At 70.7% G+C, this 21608-nt stretch carries 13 protein-coding genes; 5 read left to right on the top strand and 8 right to left on the bottom strand.

Annotated elements, in window-relative coordinates:
- Positions 1-41: 41 nt before the first annotated feature.
- Positions 42-350: a hypothetical protein gene (locus tag CY658_RS09835; RefSeq protein WP_101489926.1), complete on the top strand. Its 309-nt coding sequence runs from the start codon at positions 42-44 to the stop codon at positions 348-350.
- Here the strand turns inward: CY658_RS09835 and pgeF are convergent.
- Genes pgeF through CY658_RS09820 form a run of 3 tightly spaced genes read right to left on the bottom strand, consistent with a single transcriptional unit; the run spans position 282 to position 2639 of the window.
- The gene (gene pgeF / locus CY658_RS09830) at positions 282-1037 is read right to left on the bottom strand and encodes a peptidoglycan editing factor PgeF (protein ID WP_101489925.1); all 756 of its coding nucleotides are present in this window, start codon (positions 1035-1037) and stop codon (positions 282-284) included. The genes CY658_RS09835 and pgeF overlap by 69 nt on opposite strands.
- Positions 1038-1051: 14 nt before the next feature.
- Positions 1052-1690 carry a maleylacetoacetate isomerase gene (gene maiA / locus CY658_RS09825; protein ID WP_101489924.1) on the bottom strand — a complete coding sequence of 213 codons (639 nt, stop codon included), beginning with the start codon at positions 1688-1690 and terminating at the stop codon, positions 1052-1054.
- Between the two features lie 34 nt (positions 1691-1724).
- Complete coding sequence (locus CY658_RS09820; RefSeq protein WP_101489923.1) at positions 1725-2639, bottom strand: hypothetical protein; 915 nt, start codon at positions 2637-2639, stop codon at positions 1725-1727.
- Positions 2640-2794: 155 nt separating this feature from the next.
- On the opposite strand from CY658_RS09820, the gene CY658_RS09815 reads away from it, so the two are divergent.
- The 4 genes from CY658_RS09815 (at position 2795) to CY658_RS09800 (ending at position 5189) form a co-directional block, all read left to right on the top strand.
- Entirely contained in the window at positions 2795-3496 is a 702-nt protein-coding gene (locus tag CY658_RS09815) for a fumarylacetoacetate hydrolase family protein (RefSeq protein WP_101489922.1), read from the top strand.
- A 20-nt stretch (positions 3497-3516) separates the two neighbouring features.
- Positions 3517-4068 carry an NUDIX hydrolase gene (locus tag CY658_RS09810; RefSeq protein WP_101489921.1) on the top strand — a complete coding sequence of 184 codons (552 nt, stop codon included), beginning with the start codon at positions 3517-3519 and terminating at the stop codon, positions 4066-4068.
- Between the two features lie 11 nt (positions 4069-4079).
- Complete coding sequence (locus tag CY658_RS09805; RefSeq protein WP_101490309.1) at positions 4080-4568, top strand: CreA family protein; 489 nt, start codon at positions 4080-4082, stop codon at positions 4566-4568.
- A gap of 111 nt (positions 4569-4679) precedes the next feature.
- On the top strand, positions 4680-5189 hold the full coding sequence (locus CY658_RS09800; RefSeq protein ID WP_101489920.1) for a murein hydrolase activator EnvC family protein: 510 nt from the start codon (positions 4680-4682) through the stop codon (positions 5187-5189).
- 12 nt (positions 5190-5201) lie between these two features.
- On the opposite strand, the gene CY658_RS09795 is transcribed toward CY658_RS09800, so the two are convergent.
- The 5 genes from CY658_RS09795 to CY658_RS09775 form a co-directional block, all read right to left on the bottom strand.
- Entirely contained in the window at positions 5202-6827 is a 1626-nt protein-coding gene (locus CY658_RS09795) for a phospholipase D family protein (RefSeq protein WP_101489919.1), read from the bottom strand.
- A gap of 147 nt (positions 6828-6974) precedes the next feature.
- A complete protein-coding gene (locus CY658_RS09790) occupies positions 6975-7205 on the bottom strand; it encodes a hypothetical protein (protein ID WP_101489918.1) in 231 nt (76 codons plus the stop codon).
- Between the two features lie 64 nt (positions 7206-7269).
- Complete coding sequence (locus tag CY658_RS09785) at positions 7270-7827, bottom strand: sigma-70 family RNA polymerase sigma factor (protein ID WP_101489917.1); 558 nt, start codon at positions 7825-7827, stop codon at positions 7270-7272.
- A 13-nt stretch (positions 7828-7840) separates the two neighbouring features.
- A complete protein-coding gene (locus CY658_RS09780; protein ID WP_101489916.1) occupies positions 7841-20476 on the bottom strand; it encodes a filamentous haemagglutinin family protein in 12636 nt (4211 codons plus the stop codon).
- Positions 20477-20615: 139 nt separating this feature from the next.
- Positions 20616-21581 carry a FecR family protein gene (locus CY658_RS09775; protein WP_101489915.1) on the bottom strand — a complete coding sequence of 322 codons (966 nt, stop codon included), beginning with the start codon at positions 21579-21581 and terminating at the stop codon, positions 20616-20618.
- Positions 21582-21608 lie beyond the last annotated feature (27 nt).

Below are 21608 nucleotides of genomic sequence, written 5' to 3'. Positions count from 1 at the left end.
CCGCGCTTTCACTAATCCATTGAAACGAAACGTCTCTGCCTGTGTTCATCCATTTGATCGTGATCGGCTGGCTCTATGTGACCGTGATGATGGCGGTGGCCGAGGCCACCAACACCACGGGCACGGTGCTGGGCGCCATCTTCACATTTCTTCTTTACGGCCTGGCGCCGGTGGCGCTGGTGATCTACCTGATGGCCACACCGGCACGCCGGCGGGCGATCAAGGAACGCGAAGCACAGGCCCAGGAAGCCGCGCGCCGCGCTGCCGCGGAAGCCGCAGGTTCAGACCTTCCAGACCAGCGCAGCGAAACGCCCGCTGACGCCGTCGCGCCGGTGCGAAAAGAACCGTGACGGCTGCGCGACGGTGCACCACGCATCGCTGCTGTCGTTGCCGTAGAGCGACTCGACTCCCACCGCACGCAGCCGCTGCCGCGCGAGCGCGGGCAGGTCGGCCAACCACTTGCCTTCGGCCGCTGCGGGCGTGAAGCACGACGCCGCCTCGGGCGACTGCGCCTCGAAGGCGGCCTTGACCTCGGCCCCGACCTCGAAGGCCTTCGGCCCGATGCAGGGGCCGAGCCAGGCCATGAGGCGCGGCGCACCGCCTTCATCTTGTGCGAAGGTGCGCACGGTCTGCTCGAGCACGCCGCCGGCCAGCCCGCGCCAGCCCGCATGCGCGGCGGCCACGCGGTGGCCCCGTGCGTCGGTGAAGAGCACGGGCAGGCAGTCGGCGACCATGACCGTGCAGGCGCGCGCAGCGGTCGTGGCGGTGCAGGCATCGGCGATGGTGCCGTCTTGCACCGCATCGTCGAGCGACACGACACCCGTGCCATGCACCTGCTGCAGGAACACCGGCTGCGTGCCGATCGCCTGCTGCAGCCGGCGGCGGTTGTCGGCGACGTGCGCGGCATCGTCGGCCACGTGGTCGCCGAGGTTCAGGCTGTCATAGCGTCCGACCGACACCCCGCCGTCGCGCGTGGTGCACAGCGCGCGCACGTTCGACGGCGCCGGCCACTCGGGCACCAGCCATAGCGGATTCATGGCGACGTGCCGGCTCAGGCTTCCGCGTCGGGCGACTGCGAGGGCTGCGCGCGCTGGAAGGCGTCGAGCTTCATGCAGGCGTCGAAGGCGGCCATGGTGCGCGGCAGGCCGCTGAAGTCGCAGTCGAAGCGGCGGCCGTTGAAGATCTGCGGCACGAGGCAGCAGTCGGCCATGGTCGGCGTGTCGCCCCAGCAGTAGGTGCCGCCCGGGTGCTGCGCGAGCTGGCGCTCGAACGACAGCAGGCCTTCGCGCACCCAGTGGCGGTACCAGGTGTTCTTGGCTTCGTCGTCGACCTTCAGTTCCTTCACGAGGTACTTGAGCACGCGCAGGTTGTTCAGAGGATGGATCTCGCAGGCAATCGACTGCGCCAGCGCACGCACGTGGGCGCGGCCCACGGGGTCGGTCGGCAGCAGCGCCGGCTCGGGGTGCACTTCGTCGAGGTATTCGATGATGGACATCGACTGCGAGAAGCGCTCGCCTTCGTCTTCGAGCAGCGGCACGAGCATGTCGGGCGAGATCGCCGAGAACGGACCGGTGCGGTGGTCGCCGCGCGCGATGTGCACGGGCACGTAGTCGTAATCGAGGCCCTTCAGCTGAAGGGCGATGCGCACGCGGAACGAGGCGGAGGAGCGGAAATAGTTATGCAGCTTCATGATTTCTCGAGGATAGCGCCCTTGGATTTCACCTTCAGGAGCGGGGTGTGGCCGGGAGCACGCAGCGGAAATCGTGCAGCCGGGCTTCGGGGTTTTCTTGCTGCCAGGCATCGAGCAGATCGCGTGCGGCGGCTTCTTCTCGCGAGGCGATGCCCAGGCGCCACGGTCCGAGCGTGCCGGGCGCCTCGTCGGCGCCGTGGTTGTGCCGGCCCTCGCCGAAAGGACGTCCTTCGGAGCAGGCGCGGCAGAGCATCTCCATGCTGTCGGTCCAGTTCTCGGCGAAGCCATCGGCGGCCTTGAAGCGCTGCACCAGCGCCTCGATGTCCTCCGAGCTCACACCTTCCACCGAGACCTCGTAGGTCGCGTGCGCCGACGGCGCAATCAGTTCCAGCGCATCGAACACCGGCACCTCGCGTTCGCCGCGCAAGCGGTAGCCGTTGGGCGCGCCGTCGTGCAGCACCAGGTCGCCGTAGCGGTGACCGCAGGCGGGCGTGGGCACGTTGCGCAGGATGGCGCGCGCCGGGTCGATGCGGTCGGCCCACACCACCTCGGTGCCCTCGTCGCCGTGCACGCGGATCGGCGTAAGGCCGACGAAATAGTCGACGGGACCTTCGCCTTCAGGGATGCCGATGCCGTACTGCCGCCATGCACGCCGCGCCGTGGGCCAGTCGCCCAGCGCGGTGGCCGCGATGCCCAGGTTCCACAGCGCGCCTTCGTGGCGCGGCTCGCACTGCACGGCGCGGGCGTTGGCCTGCAGCGAGGCGGCCCAGTCGCCGCGGTACTTGTGGATGAGCCCAGCGTTGTACCAGGGCGCCGACCAGTACGGATGGATGGCGCTGGCCTGCGCGTAGGCGGCCAGGGCGCCGTCTTGATCGCCGGCATCGTCGCGTTCGCGACCGAGTTCGTTGAAGGCGGTGGCCTTGCCGGCTTTGCCGAGTCGGAGGGGCATGGTGAAACGAGGGGAGAAAAAGGGTCGGGGAAACGCGCAGAAGCGCCTATTGTGGGCCGCCGCAAAATCCCGAGTCCGGCGTGCCGGCAAGCCCGTGCCGCCTCTGGCACACTGCCGGTCTCCCCTCCCGTTTCGCTGAAAAAGGACACCTTTCCATGGCTTCCGAGTTTGTTTTTGCCCCGCCGGCCACCGTTTCCGTGCCGGTCGTCGGTCAGCCTGCCCGCTTTCCGGTGCACCGCATCTACTGCGTCGGCCGCAACTACGAAGATCACGCCAAGGAAATGGGTTTCACCGGCCGCGAGCCGCCCTTCTTCTTCATGAAGCCGGCCGATGCGCTGGTGACGGTCGATGCCGGCCAGACCGGCACCATGGCCTACCCCACGCTCACGAAGAACCTGCACCACGAGATCGAACTCGTGGTGGCCATCGGCACCGGCGGCAAGAACATCAAAGCCGCCGATGCCCACAAGCACATCTACGGCTACGCCGTCGGCCTGGACATGACGCGCCGCGACCTGCAGAACGACATGAAGAAGCAGGGCCGCCCCTGGGACATCGGCAAGAGCTTCGAGCAGAGCGCGCCCATCGGCCTGATCGTGCCCGTGGCGCAAGCCGGCAATGCCGAGCAGGCCGAAATCTCGCTGCAGGTGAACGGCGAAGACCGCCAGCGCAGCACCGTGAGCAAGCTGATCTGGAACGTGGCCGAAACCATCGAGCACCTGTCGGCCGCCTGGGAGCTGCAACCCGGCGACCTGATCTTCACGGGCACGCCCGAGGGCGTCGCGGCCGTGGTGGCCGGCGACACGCTGGTCGGCCAGGTGGCCGGCCTGCCCGCGCTGACCGTGAAGATCGCCTGACGCCCGCGCGGTCCCGCTTCATGCTCCTTCGCGTACCCATCAAGCATTGCAAGAACTGCGGCACGGCGGTGGTCTACCGCGTGCCGGACGACGGCGACACCAAGCAGCGCGCCGTGTGCCCGGCCTGCCACACGATCCACTACGAGAACCCGCTGAACGTGGTCGGCACCATCCCCGTGCTGGGCGACAAGGTGCTGCTGTGCAAGCGCAACATCGAGCCGCGCTGGGGCAAGTGGACGCTGCCCGCGGGCTTCATGGAGCTCGAGGAAACCACCGCCGAAGGCGCGGCCCGCGAGACCGACGAAGAGGCCGGCGCCAACTTCGAAATGGAAGGCCTGTTCGCCGTGATCAGCGTGGTGCGCGTGGGCCAGGTCCACATGTTCTACCGCGCCCGCCTGCTCAACGACACCTTCGACCCCGGCCATGAAACCATCGAGGCGCGCCTGTTCACCGAGGAAGAAATTCCCTGGGACGAGATCGCCTTTCGCACCGTGCGCCAGGCGCTCGAACACTTTTTCGAAGACCGCAAGCGCGGCAGCTTCGACCGCGTGCACGAACTCAGCATCGTTTGACCAATTTCTCCATGATCAAGACCCTCCGCGCCACCCTCCTCTGCGGCGCCAGCCTCGGCTTTGCACTCGCGGCCTCGGCGGCCAAGGCGGAGACGGTGGGCGAGGTCGACACCGCCTTCAAGCTCATCGGCCCCGACCACAAGATCGTGATCGAGGCCTACGACGACCCCAAGGTCAGCGGCGTCACCTGCTATGTCTCGCGCGCCAAGACCGGCGGCATCGCCGGTGCGTTCGGCGTGGCCGAGGACAAGGCCGAGGCCTCCATTGCCTGCCGCCAGGTCGGCCCGGTCAGCATCACGCAGCCGCTGCCCAAGCGCGAAGAGGTCTACACCGAGCGCCTGTCGGTGCTCTTCAAGCGCCTGCGCGTGGTGCGCATGGTCGACCCCAAGCGCAACACGCTGGTCTACCTGACCTACTCCGACCTGCTGATCGACGGCTCGCCCAAGAACAGCATCACGGCCGTGCCGGTCGATCGCGGGACGCCGATTCCGCTCAAGTGAAGGGCTGCTGAAGGGCACGGCGCGCGAGTTTGCTAGCATCGTCCGGCCGGTCCGCACAACGGATTCGGCCTTCGACGGAACCCTCCGCAACGAATCCGTTCCAACAGCGTCATGCACCTTCAGACTTTTGTTTTACGTACCGCCGCCACGCTCCTCGTGGCTGGAGGCATTGCCGCCTGCACCACGCCCGGCCCCACGCCGCCGCAGCAGCCTGTTCCAGGCGCCACGCCGCCGCCGCCGCCGCGCCAGGCGCTCTTCATCCGCCCTGCCGCCGGCACCACCGTGGGCCGCTTCGACGGCGTGCGCAACAAGGGCCTGGACATCGCGGGCAACCTCGGTGACCCCATCGTGTCCTCGGCCGACGGGCGCGTGGTGTACGTGGGAGGCGAACTTCGCTCCTACGGCAACATGGTCATCGTGAAGCACAACGAAACCTTTCTTACGGCCTATGCACACGCCAAGACCATCCTCGTGAAGGAAGGTGCCGTGGTGCGCCAGGGCCAGAAGATTGCCGAAATGGGCAACAGCGAATCCGACCGCGTGAAGCTGCATTTCGAGATCCGCAAGAACGGCACCGCCGTCGATCCCGAGCCGTATCTCAACGGCCGTTTGCAGCAGTAAACGTAAAAGCCGTTACAGCAGGCTTTCGGGCACCAGCGGCGCCAGCAGCTCCAGCCGCCAGCGGGCCCAGAAATGGGTTTCGGGCTCGGTGTGCAGGATGGTGTCCGCCCCGTCGCCCGACGCCGGGCTCACCCACTCGATGCCGCCGCGCGGCCCCAGCTGCAGCTGGTAGGCGCCGTCCAGCCGCATGAAGCCGATCAGGCTCGTGAGCTGCTGCGCGATCTGCGGGCTGAAGATGAAGAGGCCGATCTCGGTGTTGTGCAGCGCCGAGCGCGGGTCGAAGTTCATCGAGCCGACGAACACCACCTGCCCGTCGATCACGGCCGACTTGCCGTGCAGCCGCCCGCTGGCCGAGCCGTAGATGCCGAAACGCTTCGTCTGCTCCACGCGCTTGGGGCTCAGCTCGTACAGCTCCACGCCCAGGCGCAGCATCTGCGCGCGGTAGCGGCGGTAGCCGATGTGCACCAGCGACTCGTCGGTGGCCGCCAGCGAGTTGGTGACGATGGTGTAGCCCACGCCGTTGCCGCGCACGATCTGCATCGTCTCCATGCCGCCCCGCCCGGGGATCAGGTAGGGCGTGGTCAACAGCACCCCGTGCTGCGCGCCGCGCAGGTAGCGCTGCACGTTGTAGAGCACGCTGTCGGCGGCCTGGTCGGCCGGCAGCCCGCGCCCTTCTTCGGTGGGCGCCAGCGCCTTGGCGGGCGCGTCGGCATACGCCTCGGCGCGCGCCCAGCTCAGCGAGAGCTTGCCGGCATTCAGGTCTTTGGCCAGCGGGTTGTGGCCCAGCAGGTCGGTCGATTCGGGCTCTTCGGGGTGCAGCGTCTCGGGCCCCGTGGTGAGCCGGTCGAAGCGCTCGCGCAGCGCCTGCGCCGACTCGCTGCCGCGCGGCACCAGCGACTCGATGGGGTACACGTACAGGCTGTTCCAGTACATGTCGAACAGCGACGACAGCCGGGGCACCACGGCGCCGGCCACCAGCGTGTCGATGTCGATGAAGTTGGAGCCGCCGTCGCGCAGGAAGTACTCGTTGGCGATGTTGCGCCCGCCCATGACCGCCATCGTGTTGTCGACCACGAACAGCTTGTTGTGCATGCGGCGGTGCACGCGGTCGAAGTCCAGGATCGACCACGCCCAGCGCGTGCCGAAGCGCGAACGCCCGGCCGGGAACGGATTGAACAGCCGCACCTCGACGTTCGGGTGCGAGGCAAAGCTGGTGAACAGCGGGTCGGCGCCCGCCGTGTACAGGTCGTCCACCAAGAGCCGCACGCGCACGCCGCGGTCGGCCGCGTCGCGCAGCGTGCGCAGCAGGTAGCGGCCCGTCTCGTCGTTCTGCACGAGGTAGTACTGCACGTCGATGGAACGCTGCGCGCGGCGCGCCAGCTCGACGCGCGCGTGCAGCGAGAACTGCGGCATCGGCAGCAGGCGAAAGCCGCTGAGCGGTTCGCCCGGCGGCGCGGCGGCGCGCACGAGCCGGCCCAGCGCGGTGTCGGCGCCATCGGTGATGGCGCTCGAGGGCTTGCGCACCACCTCGGTCGGCAGGCCGGCGCAACCGGCGAGCACGAGCATCGCCAGGCTGCACAGCAGCCAGGCGAACCACCGGGCGCGCGGCACGTCAGCCCGGAGGTACGGGTTCTGCATGAACGACAGGAAATGGGGAGGGCAAGGGCACGGGAGCGAAGGTGAAAAAACGCCGCTGCCGCACGGCGCGATGCATGACCGCGCCCACGGGTGGCGGTTTCTACCATGCGCGGCGCGAGCGCGCTTTCAACGCCCCGTCGGTGCGTGTCAGTGCGCGCGCTCGGGCGACCACTGCCGCACGAAGTGCGCCGCGCGCACGTTCGCGCGCGCCACGGCCGAGTCCCACGACAGCTGCTGCGTGATGACCAGGGCGCAGCGCGTGATGCCGTCCAGGCTCAGCGCCGCGATGCCGGCGTAGGTGCCCTTCGGCGTGCGCGTGAGTTCGAACCATCCCGTCCAGCCGCCTGGCAGGTGGAGATCGAGTCGAACCATGCCCATGATGAATTCATCATAGGTCTTTTGTTTTCAATTGAAAACTTTGAGTGCAAAAGCGTCGCCTTGGTTAGACATGCATGCCCGACGCGCGCCCCACCGGCAGGCGTTGCAGCGCCTGGCGCAGCGTGGAATCCACCCGCCTCAGCGACAGCCCGTGCCGCACCGCCACCTCGTGCCGCGTCAGCTCGTGCACGCGCAAGGCCACGAAGATGTCCTGGTGGCGGTGCGGCAGCCCCTGCATCGCGCGTTCGACCGCCTTCAGGTCGGAGCGCGCTTCGGCGATCAGCTCGGGCCCCGGTGCGTGATCGGCCAGCTCGGCCAACGTGTCGTCCGCCTCGCCCGCGTACTGCCAGGGGCGCTCGGCGCGCAGGCGGTCCATCGCGGCATTGCAGGCCACGCGGAAGATGTAGGCCACCGGGTTCTGCAAGGTGTCCGTGAAGGCGGCGTCGGCCAGCCGCAGCCAGGCGTCGTGCAGGCTTTCGGTGGCGGCGTCGGCGCACCCCAGGTGCATCGACAGCCGCCGGTGCAGCTGCGCGTAGTGCACCACCAGCAGTTGCTGGACATCCGGCGGCGCAGGGGCGGCTCCCGCGGCATCGCCGCGGGGCAGCAGGCAGGCGTGCGACATGGTGTGTCGCCGCTCAACGGCCGCGCGGCAGGCCGCGTCGTTCGGGCTCGTTCAGCCGCGCCAGCTGTGCGTCGGTGAGCGCACCGTGCCCGACCATCTGCACGAAGCCCGACGGGTCGTAGCTCGCCTGCTCCGCCGGCCTGCGCCGCATCTCCGGGGCCTCGGGCGCGCCGGACGCCGGCTCGTTGCCGAAGCCCAGCACGCGCACCGAGAACACCGACGGCAGGCTCTGGCGCGCCGCCGCGCGTTCGCGCTGCATCACGTCCTGCGCCGCCGCCGTGGCCTGCGACGCTGCGGCGCTGGCGTTGGTCAGCGCGCCGACATTCACCGACGTCACCACCGGCAGCCCCGTGCTCTTGCCCTGCACCGCCACGTTGGCGGCGTTCACGACCTGCAGCGCCGCCAGGTTCACGTTGCCCGACACGCGAATGCCCGCCTCGCCCGCGTCGATGGTGCCCAGCGGCGCGATCAGGTCGATGTCGCCGGCCGGCACTTCGGGAATCGGGTTCAGCGTGGCAATGCCCGCGCCCGTGCTCGGCACGTCCGACGACAGCACCACGTTGCCCCAGCGGTCGTACACGCGCTTGGGCGGCGTGTAGACCACGGTGGTCTTCGAGCCGCGGCCCGCGTTGATGTCGCCCTCGGCCGACCAGCCCAGCACGCTGCCGCCGAAGGTGGTCATGATCCGGCTCTGGCCCAGCAGGATGCTGCCCAGTGCATAGAGCGAGATGTCGCCCGCGCCTTGCGTGATCACGCCCGGAATCAGCGTGCCCACGGCCTTGGGCGCCTCGCCCTCGATGCCGAACACCTGGCGCCCACCCGGCGTGAGCATCGCGATGTCGCCGCCGAACAGCGTGTTGACGCCGGCCGAGCCGGACATCGTGATGTCGCCCCTGTAGCTGGTGCCCGGGAACAGCGACGCGATGGCGTTGCGTCCGCGCAGGTAGCTGCCATAGCGCACGCCGCTTTCGTCGTTGTATTCGCGACCGCCCTCCTTCAGCTCCGCGAAGTACACGCCGCGCAGGTAGCTGCGCTGCTGCTCGGGCGGCAGCGCGTTGAAGAAGGCGAGCGCCTCCTGTGCACCACCCTTGCCGCTGTAGCCCTGCGAGGCTTCGAGCCAGTTCACCAGGTACAGCTGGCTCGCTTGGCGGTAGTCGTTGGCGAGCACGCGGCGCGGCGTGCCGGCTTCCGCATCGAGGCTGGCCTGGCGTTGCGCCATCCACGCCGCCGCGCCGTTCTCGTCGCCGCTGTAGCCAAGCTCGGCGCGCAGCCAATCACCCAGCGTGAGCGTGCCGTTGTAGTTCTTCACCACCTTGCCAGCCTGGTCGGCCAGCGGCTGGCCGCTTTGCATGAGGTTGGCCGGGTCGAGGTAGCGCTGCGCAAAGCCCCTGTAGTCGGGCCCACTTGAGCCCACGCCGGCCAGCATGGCAATGCCCGCACCGGGCCGGCTGTCGCCCGGCACCACCGCGCCGAGGCTGCTCACCGAGGCCTTGTTCTCCATGCGGATGTCGCGGCCCGCCGTGATCTCCAGCGTGCCGGGACCGGCCACATTGAAGTTGCTGAACAGGATGTCGCGGCCTGCCGAGACCACCGAAATGTCGCCCGGCTTCTGGTGCGCGAACAGGTTGCCGCTGCTCTCGAAGTAGGCCTGCGCCGTGCCGTTCGAGGGCTCGGTCTGCCCGACGGGCGTGCCGCTCGCGACGATGTCGCGCCCGGCCCGCATCCACACCGGCTGCGCGCCCTCGTACCAGGTCTGCCCGGCACGCGTCGCGTCGTCGGACCTGAAGCGCAGGATGCGCCCGCTGCTCACGCCGACCAGGTCGCCGTGCACCGCGTAGAACCGCGCCGGCTGCGTGCCCACCGCTTCACCCGACACCGTGTTGGGGCCGAAGGCGAACAGCGGACGCACGCCGCCGCCGTCCAGGTTATTGCCGCCCGACAGGTTGCCGAGCACCGTGCCGTCGCCGGTCGTGCCCTGGAAGGCCGGGCGCAGCGGCGTCGCCAGCGCCGAGGCGGCCGCGCCCGACTGGCTCACGGTGTTGCCCCCCGCATAGATCGAGTCGCGGGCCAGGAACTCCAGCGCGCCATGGGCCGCGGGCGCCAGCACCAGCGGCGTGCCCGTGCCGATCTCCTGGAAGGTCGCCGCATCGCCGTAGAACAAGCTGCCGCTGGCGGCCACCACACGCAGGGTCGAGGGATACACGAAGGCCGAGTCGGTCACGGGCACGCCCGCGCCGCCCGTCACCGGCACCAGGTCGCCGCCCGTGGCGAACAGGCCGATGGCGGTGTGCGGCGTCCACAGGGTGAACCAGCTCTGGCCTTGTCCCGCCAGGCCATTGGCGCTGAACGGCGTGGCATTGGCGAGGTCCACGCGCGTCGGGTCGATCACGCCCTTGACCACCAGGTCGCCCCGCGTGGCGAGCGTGTAGTTCGCATCGCCCGGCGCCAGCACGATGCCGCCTTGCGCCATGCCGCGGGTCGCGGTGTACAGGTCGTAGGCGCGGGTTTCGCGGGGCGACTGCGACCGGGCGTACAGGCCGTAGACCAGCGGCAGGCTGCCCAGGGTGCCGGCCTGCAGCTGCACGTCGCCCCGGAGGTTGACGATGAGGCCGTTGAGCCCGGCGTCCACGTCGCCGCCAGCGCCCTGGACGAAGGGGGTGTCCAACGGATTGAAGGCGCCGCCCACGCGCACCTGCACGTCGCCGCCGCCCGTGAGGCTCAGGCGGCCGTCGGCCAGCACGCGGCCGGTACCGCCCACCGCCAGCACGAGGCCCTGGCTGCGCCGGCTGTCGGTGGACGAATCGATCCTGGCGCCGCGCCGTGCCAGCAGGCCCGCGTTGCCGCCCACGTCCACGCGCAGGTCGCCGCCGCCCAGCGTGCCGAAGCCGGTGAAGCCGAGCAACTTGTCGGCCGCCCCGGGCGTGCCGACATAGGAGCCGAAGTTGATCCACCACGCCGTGGGCTGGTCCTGCCCGCCACCGAGGCTCTCGCCCGTGCCCTGGCGCCACAGCCAGTTGCCGATGGCGCCGCTGCTGAAGCCCTTGTCGGCGGGATTCGGTCGCCTCGAGCCCGAGCCCCCGGCGATCAGCGTCATGTCGCCGGTCAGGTCGCCGCCGGCCTGGAGCGTCAGGTTGCCCCCGGAGGCCGGGTACCAGGCGCGTGCCAGGTTCTGCGCGCCGCCGTCGACGAACTTCTCGTAGCCGCCGTTCGCGTCGTTGAGCACCGTGCCGTTGGCGCCTACCGCGCGCGACAGGTTGTAGGGGTCGCCGGCATGCGTGGCCTGCGACGAGGCGCCGGCGGTGTACACGCCGAACAGCGAATCCATGCGCAGGTTGCCAGCGGCCAGCAGGTCGAGATCGGCCGCGCCGGTGCGCACCACGCTGAAGCGTGTGCTGCCGGGGACCATCGCGTATTCAGGCTTGCTGTTGGACACGCAATAGTCCGGCACGTCCTTGCAGAAGGACTCCACGTCGCCCACGATGGCCGGATCGACAGGGTCGCCTACCTTGACGGTGATCCCGCTCCAGGACAGTTCCTCGACCGCTTGCGCAGACCAACCGAATCCGCCTTTCGGTGGCAACAGCTTGCCGAACATGCCGTAGTGGCTGTCCGCCAGCCGCAGGTCGCCCCGGCCCGCCGCCGGATGCACCTGCACGATGCCGTTGTCCGCCGCGTTCAGGTCCGCCCCCGCCACCAGCCGCAGCGACCACGACTGCGAGCCTTCGGGCAGCATCGCCGCCGCGGCCCACAGCCTGCCGGCGCCGTCCGGGCGCAGCTTCACCGAGGTCACGCCGGCGGGCAGCTTGATGTTGGTGGCGGCCGGCAGCAGCGCGCCCAACGGCAGCGTGAGGGCGCCGCTCAGCACGAACTTCTTGCCGTTGCCGGGCAGCGGCACGCCCTTGGGCCACACCACGCCCGACAGCGTCGCCGCCGACGGCAGGCGCATGCCGGCCCCCAGGCGCGTGCCCACCGGCAGCGTCACGTCGGCGCCGCTGACGATGCTGCCCGCCGCGAACAGCAGCGCGCCCGACGCGTTGCGCACATCGGCGCTCAGCACCGTGCCCACCTTCAGTTCGAGTGCCTGGGCCAGCACGCCGGCCACCGGCATCACTTGCCCGGCCACGAAGAGCGTCGACTTGAGCGGCAGGTCGTAGTTGAGCGTGCCGGCGCCGCCTTCGAAGGTCGTGCCGTCGGCCAGCACCACGCCGCCGCGCGGCAGCACGGTGTCGCCGCGCAGCAGGTTGACGCCCGGCAGCAGCAGCCAGCCGCCGTCGTCCTGCGTGGCGGGCGGCGGCGCAAAGCCGTCGTTGATGCTGCCGAAGATGTCGAGGTTGCCGCCCGCGCGGATGGCGAGCGCGCCCACCTCGCCCGAGCCGTACACGTTGGTCTTTGGCGTGTGCGGGTTGGCGCTCGCATAGCGATAGCCCGACAGGTCGAGGTCGCCCAGCACCACCAGGTCGCCGTCGGCTGTCTTGCTGACGATCTCCACGCCGGGGCGCAGGTGGAAGGCGTCGGCATAGCGCGCGTTGTTCAGGCCCGCGAGCTTGCCGTTCATCAGCGCGCCGTTGGCCAGCGCATGGTCGATGAAGGCCGTGCTCTGCAGGTGCTTGGCGTCGAGGTACGCCTGGTCGATGACCTGATAGGGCCGGCCGGTGGCCGCGGCGTCGGTGCCGAAGCGGGCATCGTCGTAGCGCCACATGCCGTTCACGGCGATGGAGCGCGCGCCCTCGATGGCGAGGGTGCCGCTGGCGTCGATGCGAATGTCGCCGACGGTCTCGCCGGTGCGGCCCGCGCTGAGTTCCAGCGTGCCGCGCGCCCGGCCGTCGTTCTGGCCCGGCTCGCCGCCCACCTTCGCGTCGGTGCCGTGGCGCAGGTCGATGCGCGAACCCGAGGCCAGCGTGAGCTGCCCGTCGTTCGACGTGAGTTCGACCATCGCGCGGTTCGGCGAATCGATGATCAGGCCGTGGCTGTCCACGCGCAGCGTGCGGCCGTGCGCGTCGAGCACCGCGCTGCCGGCCAGCGTGAGGTTGTGCTTTGCCGCGAGGCTGATGCGGCCCACGCGCTCGCCGCTCGCATCGATGGTGCCGGTGACGGTGAGGCTGCCGTTGTCGAGCGACACGTTCACCTCACCGGCCTTCAGCCCGTCGCCGATGGCGAGGTCGCCCTGGCGCAGCTGGAAGCTGCGCGCGCCGAACACGCCGCCGTCGTTCAGCCGCTGGTTGAGCGCCGCGAACTCGGCATCGCCGAGTTGCCGCGCGCGCACGTCCACGCTGCCCGCCTGGAACGGCACCCGCGTGCCGCCCGCGTCGTAGTGGCCGCTGCTCGCGCCGAGGATGCGGCCCTGCAGGTCGACTGTGCCGGCGGCATCGTCGAGTGCCAACGCCTTCAGCGTGCCCGCGCGGTTGTTCTGCGCCGATATATCGATCACCGAGCCCGCCGCCTGCCGCAGGTTGCCGTGCAGGCTTTCGAGCACCACATCGCCGCCGGCGCTGTACTTGCTCACGTCGTTGAACACCACCTGGCGGCCCGACAGGTCGAGCAGCGCGCGGTCGGTCAGCGTGAGGTCGCGTTCGGCGCTCAGCGTGAGCTTGCCGCTGGGCAGCGCCACGGCGGTGTCCAGCGTCAGGTCGCGTGCGTGCAGGCTCAGCTCGGCGCCCAGCGCCGCATCGCCGGTGGCAGCCGCCGGCGCGCCGGCGGGTGCGGCCACGCGCAGCGTTCCGCCCGCCGTGATGCGGTTCACCGAACCCGCCTCGCCCGTCAACAGCGGCGCCACGATGTTCAGGTTGCCGCCGCTGTACGCGTAGCCCTTGCCGGCTTCGTACGCGCCCTGCGACTGGTAGACCGAGAGGCTGCCCTTGTGGTTGGCGCTCACGCGCTTGGTGGCCTTGAGGTTCACGTCGGCAAAGCCCAGCACCAGGCGACCCGCGTCTTCCAGGCCACTCGGCTGGCTGTTGGAGCCGTAGCCGAACTCGATGTGCTCGGCCTCGATGTTCAGCGTGCCGCTGCCGGTGCCCGCGCCACCGCGCACCACGGCCGAAGGCGCCGTGGTCGCGCCCTGCCACACCAGGCGACCCGTGCGGATGGTGGCCACGTCGTCCGCGTCGCCCTGGCCGTAGATGGCGGGCGTGGCCAGCACCAGCTGCGCCATCGTCGCCTTGCCCGTGGCGGGGTCGATGGTGTCCAGCGCCGCGGTGCCGAAGAAGTTGACGCCGCCGCTGGCGCTGAGCTCCAGGGTCTCGAGCGCGGGCGCGCCGTACTGCCGGTCGCCGCGCAACAGGCGGTCGAGCAGGGCCTGGCTCATGGCCAGCCCCGGCGGCAGCGTGTTGTTTTGCGCGGCGGCAGCCAGCGCGGCGCTGTCGCCCACGTTGATGCCGCGCACCGCCAGCGTGAGGTGGCGTGTGCCGTAGCGCACCGCCTCGTTCATCTCGAAGCGGTCGGGCGTCAGCATGGCGATGGTGCCTTCGGAATACAGCTCGGTCTGCCCGCTGCACGACGCGCTGTCGCACACGCCGATCTGCAGGCTGCGGTTGTCCGATGTGAACAGGGTCTGCGGCACCGGCAGCGTGCTCACCCGGCCGTTGGAGACCATCAACATCTGGCCATTCGCGGCGTAGACGAAGCCGTCGTCGGCGTCATACGCGGCCTTGCCGCGGCCGAGCGTGTGGATGCGCGCGCCCTGCTCCACCACCACGCCGAGCGGCGAGCCCTCGGTCATCGCCACCGCGGCCAGGAACACTTCGGGCGCGGACAGCACCGCCCCCTGGCGCAGCACCACGCTCCACGTACCGTCGCCGGTCTGGATGACGTTGCCGCCCTGCCCGTAGTCGGCGCCCTGCAAACCGCCGATGACCAGGCGCGACGCGCCCATGCCGCTGAGCGCGCCGGCGTCGAGCGTGACCCCCTGGAAGCCCGCCGTCGCCGGCGCGCCGGCCGCGACGATCTCCAGGCCGAACTGCTCATCGCTGGTCGTGGCCGCCACGGACCCGCCCCGCCCGCCCGCGCCCACCCGGAAGCGCGCCGTGCCGTCGAAGCGGAAGGCGTCGGCGCCCGCACCGGGTGAGAGATTCAGGTGCAGGTTGCGTGCGTCCGCCGGCAGCATGGCGCGCGGCACGCCCACGCGCAGCGCATCGGCGCGCACGAAGTCGGCGTAGCCCATCTCGTTGTATTGCGAGTAGCTGCGCAGCACCTCGCCCGAGGTCACGATGGCCTGGCGGAACAGCGTGTCGCCGATGCCGGTGCGGCCCACGCCCAGTTGCGCGGCCGTGAGCCACGAACCATTGCGCATCGCCAGCGTGCCGGTGGGCGCGCCCATGCCCGCAGCGCCGTTCAGCTCCACGCGGAAGGCGCCCTTCTGCAGCGCGTAGGTCGAGGGCATCAGCGTGTAGGTGCCCGCGGGCAGGCCCGGCACGCCGGCGCCGATGGTGATGTGCTGGCCCACCAGCGGATCGACCGCGCCCTTCTCCGCGCCGGTGGGCGCCACCGCCGGCTGCACGCCGGGCACGATGGCGTACACCGGGTTGGTCGCGAGCCCCGGCAGCGTGAAGCCGCCGTGCGTGCCGACCTGCATCAGCGGGCTGAAGCGCGCGTCGGTCGAGCCGCCGCGTCCGCTCACGAAGCCCGCGCCCGTGAGGTTGCCGCCGCCCGACAGGTCGAGCGTGGCGCCTTCCTGGCCCTGCACGCTGGCCCCCATGAACGTGAGGCCGATCGTCTGGTTGCGTTTGTAGAGGTCCCCCGCGCCCACGCCGGTGAGCTTGACCTGCTTGCCGTCGTACAGGTAGTTGAGGCCGTCGACCGTGCCGCCATAGGGCATGTTCAGCCCCTCGCCGCTCACGGACGTGAGGCTGCCAGGCAGCAGCTTGACCTGCGTGGTGAGCGCATCGCCGAGCGTCAGCTGCCCGAGCGGCACCCGCACCACGCCGCCCTGCTCAATGACACCGGCGCGCAGTGACAGGTTGCCGAAGGCCGCGTACGGCACTTCCGGCGTCGCGCCCGTGCCCTCGATGCGCAGCGCCGTATCGGGCAGGTAGGTGCCGTCCGGCGCCAGGCCCGCGGACACCAGCGCCACCACGCCCGTGGCCGGATAGATCTGCGCGGCGCGCAGGGTCAGGCTGCCGGGCACGACGAGGCTCGTCGAAACGCCGACGTCCTGCCGGCCTTGCAGAAAGCGCAGGTCGCCGGTGCTGGCCAGCGTGACGTGGCCGAAGGCGGCCAGGTCGACCGTGGGCGATTCGCTCGCGCTGTCGAGCACCGGGACCTTGCCGTTGACGCCGAAGCCCATGCTGTCGCGGATGTCGATCAGGTCGCCCGCCACATCGAGGCGGGTGCCTGTCGGCACGCGCACCACACCGCCCTCGGCGCCGGGCGCCCTCAGGACTTCGCGCGTGAACGACGGCATCGCGCCGGCCAGCCGCACGTGCGCGGCCGACAGCGCCACGTGCGCGTCGTCGGGTGCGTCGGTGCCGAGCGCAAGGCCGCCGGCATAGATCTGCAGGCCCTGCCGCATGCGCAGGTCGACGCCGTCTTCGAAGGCGAGCGTGGAGCCGGCAAACAGCGAGAGGGTGTCGAAGCCGCCGCGCCGGACCGTGTCGGTGCCCAGCCGGCCCTGGCCGTATGCGAGGGCGCCGTCGTCGACGCCGGCCTGCAGGGTGTCGGGCGCGAGCGCTGCGCCTTGCGCCACGCCCAGCACCAGCACGCGGTGCCGGCGCACGCGGTCTTCCGCCTGTTCCAGCGGGTCCAGGTGCAGCCGCAGGCCCGGCGTGCCGAGCACCACGGCCAGCGTGCCGCCGGCCGCGCGCTCGCCGCCCGCGACGGCGCGCAAGCTGCCGTCCAGGTGCAGCCCGTTGTACGACGCGAGCGAGATGCTGCCGCCGTTGCTGGCCACGTCGGTCGCGCCCAGGCCATTCACATCGAGCACCGCATGCGTGCCCGAGGCATCGAGCAGCGCGCCCGGGCGCACGACGACGAAGTTCTGCGACGCGGTGGCCTTGCTTGTCCCCGCATCGATCTCGCCGCCGACCACGATGCTGCCGCCGTCGCGCACCAGGCCGTAGCGTTTGCCGGTGGTGTCGGTGGCGGTGGTCGCGTGCGCCGACGCATCGAGCACCGCCTGCCCGCCGACCCAGATCGAACGGGCATGGGCTTTTGCATTGGCAATGTCGGTTTCGAGATCGGTGATGTCCACCGTCTTCAGCACGATGCGCCCGCTGTTCGCACGCAGCGTGCCGTCCACCGTGAGCTGGCCGGCGCTGCGCACCTCGATGGCCTGGCCCGGATCGACGTGGATCGTTGCGCCCTTGCCCACCACGGCCTGCACCGTCGGCAGTTCCTGGGCCAGCGTGGTCGTCGTGCCGGCCTGCAGCGACAGGCTCGCGCCCTTGCGCTGCGTGAGCACCGCCTTGGTGGCGTCTTCCTGGTAGAGCGGCGGCGTCCACACCTCGAGCGCGTCGGCCGGACGGCTGCCGGTGGCCATGTCCTGCGCGTTGGCGCCGAAGCGGTACACCGGCATCGTCACATCGACCTGCGCGCCATCGGCCACGACAAGGCCGTGGTTGCCGATGAGCGCATAGCGGCTGAAGCCCTTGTCGAAGAAGCCGGCGTCGAGCATCAGCGTGTCGGCCTGCGCCGTGCCCGAGGTGTCGCCGATGGCGACGCGCATCGTCTGCACGGTCAGCGTGCCGCCGCCGTCCACGCCGTGGCCGCGCAGCACCGCGCCGTCGAGCGCGACATGGCCGCTGCCGGCGTTGAAGCCGTCCGCCTCGAGCGTGACGCTGCCGCCCTTGCCGCCTTGCTGCTTGGCCTTGGCCAACAGCGCCGCGCCGGACGACACATCGACGACGCTGCCGGTGCCCAGCACCACGTCGCCGGTGCTGCGCACCGACACGCTGCCGCCGTTGCGGTACGCCACGCCGCCCGCATCGGCGGGGTTCGTCAGCAGGTTGGTCCACAGGCCGCGGGTGTCGAGCGTCGCGCCGCCTGCGAGCACCACCGAGGTCGTGCCGCCGGCGGGCGCGGTGAGGGTGCTCGTGTCCTTCAAGTAGTTGAGGCTGACCTGTTCGAGCACGTTCCCCAGCTGGATGCTGCCGCCGCGCGCGACGAGGTCGGCGTTGACCTTCACGCCCGGGCTGTACAGCGTGAGATGGCCACCGTCGCCCGCCTGCAGCGCCGTGTCGACCACGATGCTGTCGGTGGCCGCGAGGCGCACCGCGCCCAGGCGGAAGCCGCTGAGCTGCGCCGCGTCGAGCACCAGCGTGTCGCGGCGTTCGGCCGGCAACGCGGTCGCGAGGTCGAGCCCCGCGGCAATGCCTTCGGCCCCATCGGTATTGCCGAGCACCACGTGCTTGATGCCCGCCGCATCGAGCCGTCGGTGGAGCGCTCCGGTCGCCTTGTCGTAGTAGGCCTCGTAGCGGCCCACGACGAACTGCCCGCGCTGCGCCACCGCGCCGGTCGATTGCTGGTAGCCGTCGAGCCCCGCCTGTCGCGCCTGCGTCTGCCGGTCGCCCTGGAAGGTCTCGCCGACGATCTCGCCTTCGAGCACCGCGGCCTGGGTGCCGACGATGAGCAGGCCGGCATCGCGGCCCACGGTGTAGCCGCTTTCCAGCCGCGTCTGCGGACCGATCAACGGGTTGTAGAAGAAGCCCGTGGTGTTCTTGCCCCAGCGCGCGTGTTCGTCCTCGAAGCCCTTGTAGACGCCCGTGTAGCGCAGGTCGCCCGGCGCCTTCGACACCTCGTACAGCCGCCCGTCGGCGCCCTTGAGCCAGCTCTGGTGGAGCTTGCCCGTGAGCACGTCGAGCGTGCCGCCCGAGAGGTTGATGCTGGCGCCGCGCTGCGTGACCAGCTCGCCGCCGCTGAAGCCCACCACGCCGCCCTGCGCCATCCACTCGCCCACGCCGTGCGCCTGCGTGCCGAGGTAGCCGCCCACCTCGAGCAGGCCGCCGCCGGTGTACCAGCGCTCGCCCTGGTAGCCGCCGGTGCCGCCGGGCACGAAGACCAGCGAGCGCCGGTCGATCCACAGGTCGTTGTTGTTGAGGTTCTTGCTGTCGCGGTTGAGCGGCGCATCGCGCTGCTCGTTGCCCTGCACGTTGATCTTGATGTTGTTGGATTCCATCGCGAGCTTCACGCCCACAGCACCCGACACATCGATGCGCGCACCTTCGCGCACCAGGCTGCGCTGCTTCGCGTCGACCACCACCTGGCCGCCGGTGGCCAACGTGAGCGAGTCGGCCTGGAACTCGACCGTGCCGCCGCTGGCGATGTCGACGCGCGACAGGTCGCGCCGGTCGTTGCCCGCGAGCACGATGTTGCCCGTGCCCACCTGGACCGCCGGCGCCATGAGGCCGGTGCGCTGGCTGTCGAGCGCGGTCGCACCGCTGGTGTCGAGCACGATGGCCGTGGTGCTGCCTTCGCCGAGCGTGACCTGGCCCGTCGCGCCGGTCGCGTTCAGGTGCACCGTGCCCCGTGCGTTGACCGAGGTGCTGGAAAGGATGACGCCGCCTTGCACCACCTCGCGGCCCGCCAGCGTGACGTCGCCGGTGGGCGCCTGGATCAAGCCCGAGTTGCGGACAAGGCCGGCCTTGCTGTCCGCGGCCAGCGTGACCGCGACTTCGTTGCCGCGCGTGGTCGAGGCCAGGTTGCCGTCGGTGCCCACGCCCTTGCGGATGGTGAAGCTGTCGCCCGCCGCGAGCATCGCCTGCCCGCCCGGCGTGGCGATCTCGCCGGCGTTGTGCACCTCGGCGCCCAGCAGCAGCACATAGCCGCCGCCCTGCGTGGCCGAGCCCGGCGCGGGCGTGGAAAGCCGTGCGCCGGCCTGCACCTCGACGCGGCCCTGCGCGTTCTTGAAGTTGGGCGTGTTGCCGTTGGCGTACACGCCGTGGGCCTGGAACTGCGCGTCGTCGATCTGCGCCGCCGCGGCCACGAGGTTGCGCGTGTCGACCTGGCTACTGCCGCTGAACACGATGCCGTTGCGATTGGCGACCATCACCGTGCCGTCGGCCTTGATCCGCCCCTGGATCTGCGAAGGCCGCGCCTGCGGGTCGTTCACCTTGTTGAGCACCGCCCAGTCTTTCTGCTGCGCGAAGGCCACGGTGGTGTTGCGCCCGACGTTGAAGGTCTCCCAGTTCAGGATGGCCTTGTCGGCCGTCTGCTCGACGGTGACGACCGTACGACCATCGACCTGCCGTTGCGAATCGCCGGTCAGTGCGCGCGCATTCGACCAGCCGGCGGTCAGCGAATTCGTGTCCACCTTCAGGCCGCCATCGGCCAGGCCATCGGGCACCGAGGGATCGTTCTGCGCGGCGCGCCGTGCGGCCTCCTGTGCGGCCTGCTGCGCCGCGATGCCGCGCGCCGCCAGGTTCAGGTTGCCGATCGATTGCCGCAGCTGCTCGCTGGCGCGCTGCTGCTGCGCGAGCGGGCTCGTGAACTGCGCTGCCGGCGACCCGTTGGGCATCAGGCCGGTGGCCGTGGCGGTGGCCTGCGCCGCGCCCTTGGCGTTGAACCAGGTCGGGCTGAAGGCGCGCTGCGCGTGGGCCGGCGCGGTGGCCGCACCGGCGGCCAGTGCCAGCGCCATGGCCTGTGCCAGCGGCGAAATCCGGAAGCTCCTCGCATGCACGGCAGCGCCCTGGCGGCGGCTGCGGTGTCCCTCGTGTGTGTTCATCTGACGACCCGTAAAGAATGAAATGCACAGGCACGGAATCCGTGCCCCTTACGGGACAGACCGGGGAACGCAAACAAAACCGCTAACTTTCTGGACCAATCCTGAGCGCACGCGAGGGCCAATCAGGCTGTCACATTCATCAGCTAAGGAGCAGCACGCCGCCCGGCAGCGCGCGCGCATCGAGGTCGTACGAGCGCTGGATCTGCACCAGCACCGTGTCGAGCGAGGCGATGGCGAAACGCCCGCTGACTTCACGCCCGGCCAGGCGCTGCGCCAGCAGCACCACGCGGCCCGGCCGGTAGCGGTTGATCTCGTCGATCACATGCGCCAGCGGCGTCTGGCGGAACACCAGCACGCCGCTGCGCCAGGCCGAAGGCTCCCGGGTGGCCACGCCCGCCACCGGCCCGAGCGAGCCTGCGTCGTACAGCACCTGCTCGCCGGCCTGCAGCTCGCGCGTGCCCCTCGCATGCGTGACGCGCACGCGCCCTTCGAGGCAGGTCACGCAGCCCCGGCCCGCGAGGTAGCGCACCTCAAAGCGACCGGCCTGTGCCTCGCTGCGGGCCGCGCCGGCCACGACACCGAAGGGCTGCGGCCCGGCCACGAGGTCGACCGCTGCCTCGCCTGCGATCAGGTCGATGCCGACGACGCGGCCCTCGACGCTGCGGCGCTGCACGCTGGTCTGCGTGTTGAGCGTCAGGTCGACGCCCTCGGCCACCTGCACCGCGCGCTGCTCGCCGGTGGCTGTGCGGTAGTCGGCGTTCCACTCGCCGAGCGACGGCCACAGGCCCAGCGGCGGAGAAACCACCGCCACGCCCGCGGCGCCGGCCGCGCCCACTGCCGCACCGAGGAACGCGCGGCGCGCAGCCACGGGTCGCGGCGACGACACGGAAGGCCGTTGAATTTCGGCCGGCATGCCTCCGATGGCCGGGTCGAGCGCCTGCCACAGGCGTCGGGCCTGCGCGAGCGCGGGCTGGTGCAGCGGGTCGCCGTCGCGCCAGCGGCGAAAGCCCTCGACGTCGTGCTGCGTGGCCGCGCCGGACGACAGCCGGCGCAGCCAGGCCTGCGCTTCGCGCAAGGCCTGGGCGTGTGCATCGGGCGGGGTCATCGGGGCGTCAACCCGTGCGCGTTGAAA

The organism is Variovorax sp. RO1, assembly GCF_002849325.1.
Lineage (GTDB): Bacteria > Pseudomonadota > Gammaproteobacteria > Burkholderiales > Burkholderiaceae_C > Variovorax.
Note: the sequence above shows the minus strand (reverse complement) of the source record. Positions and strands in the feature narration are given on the sequence as shown.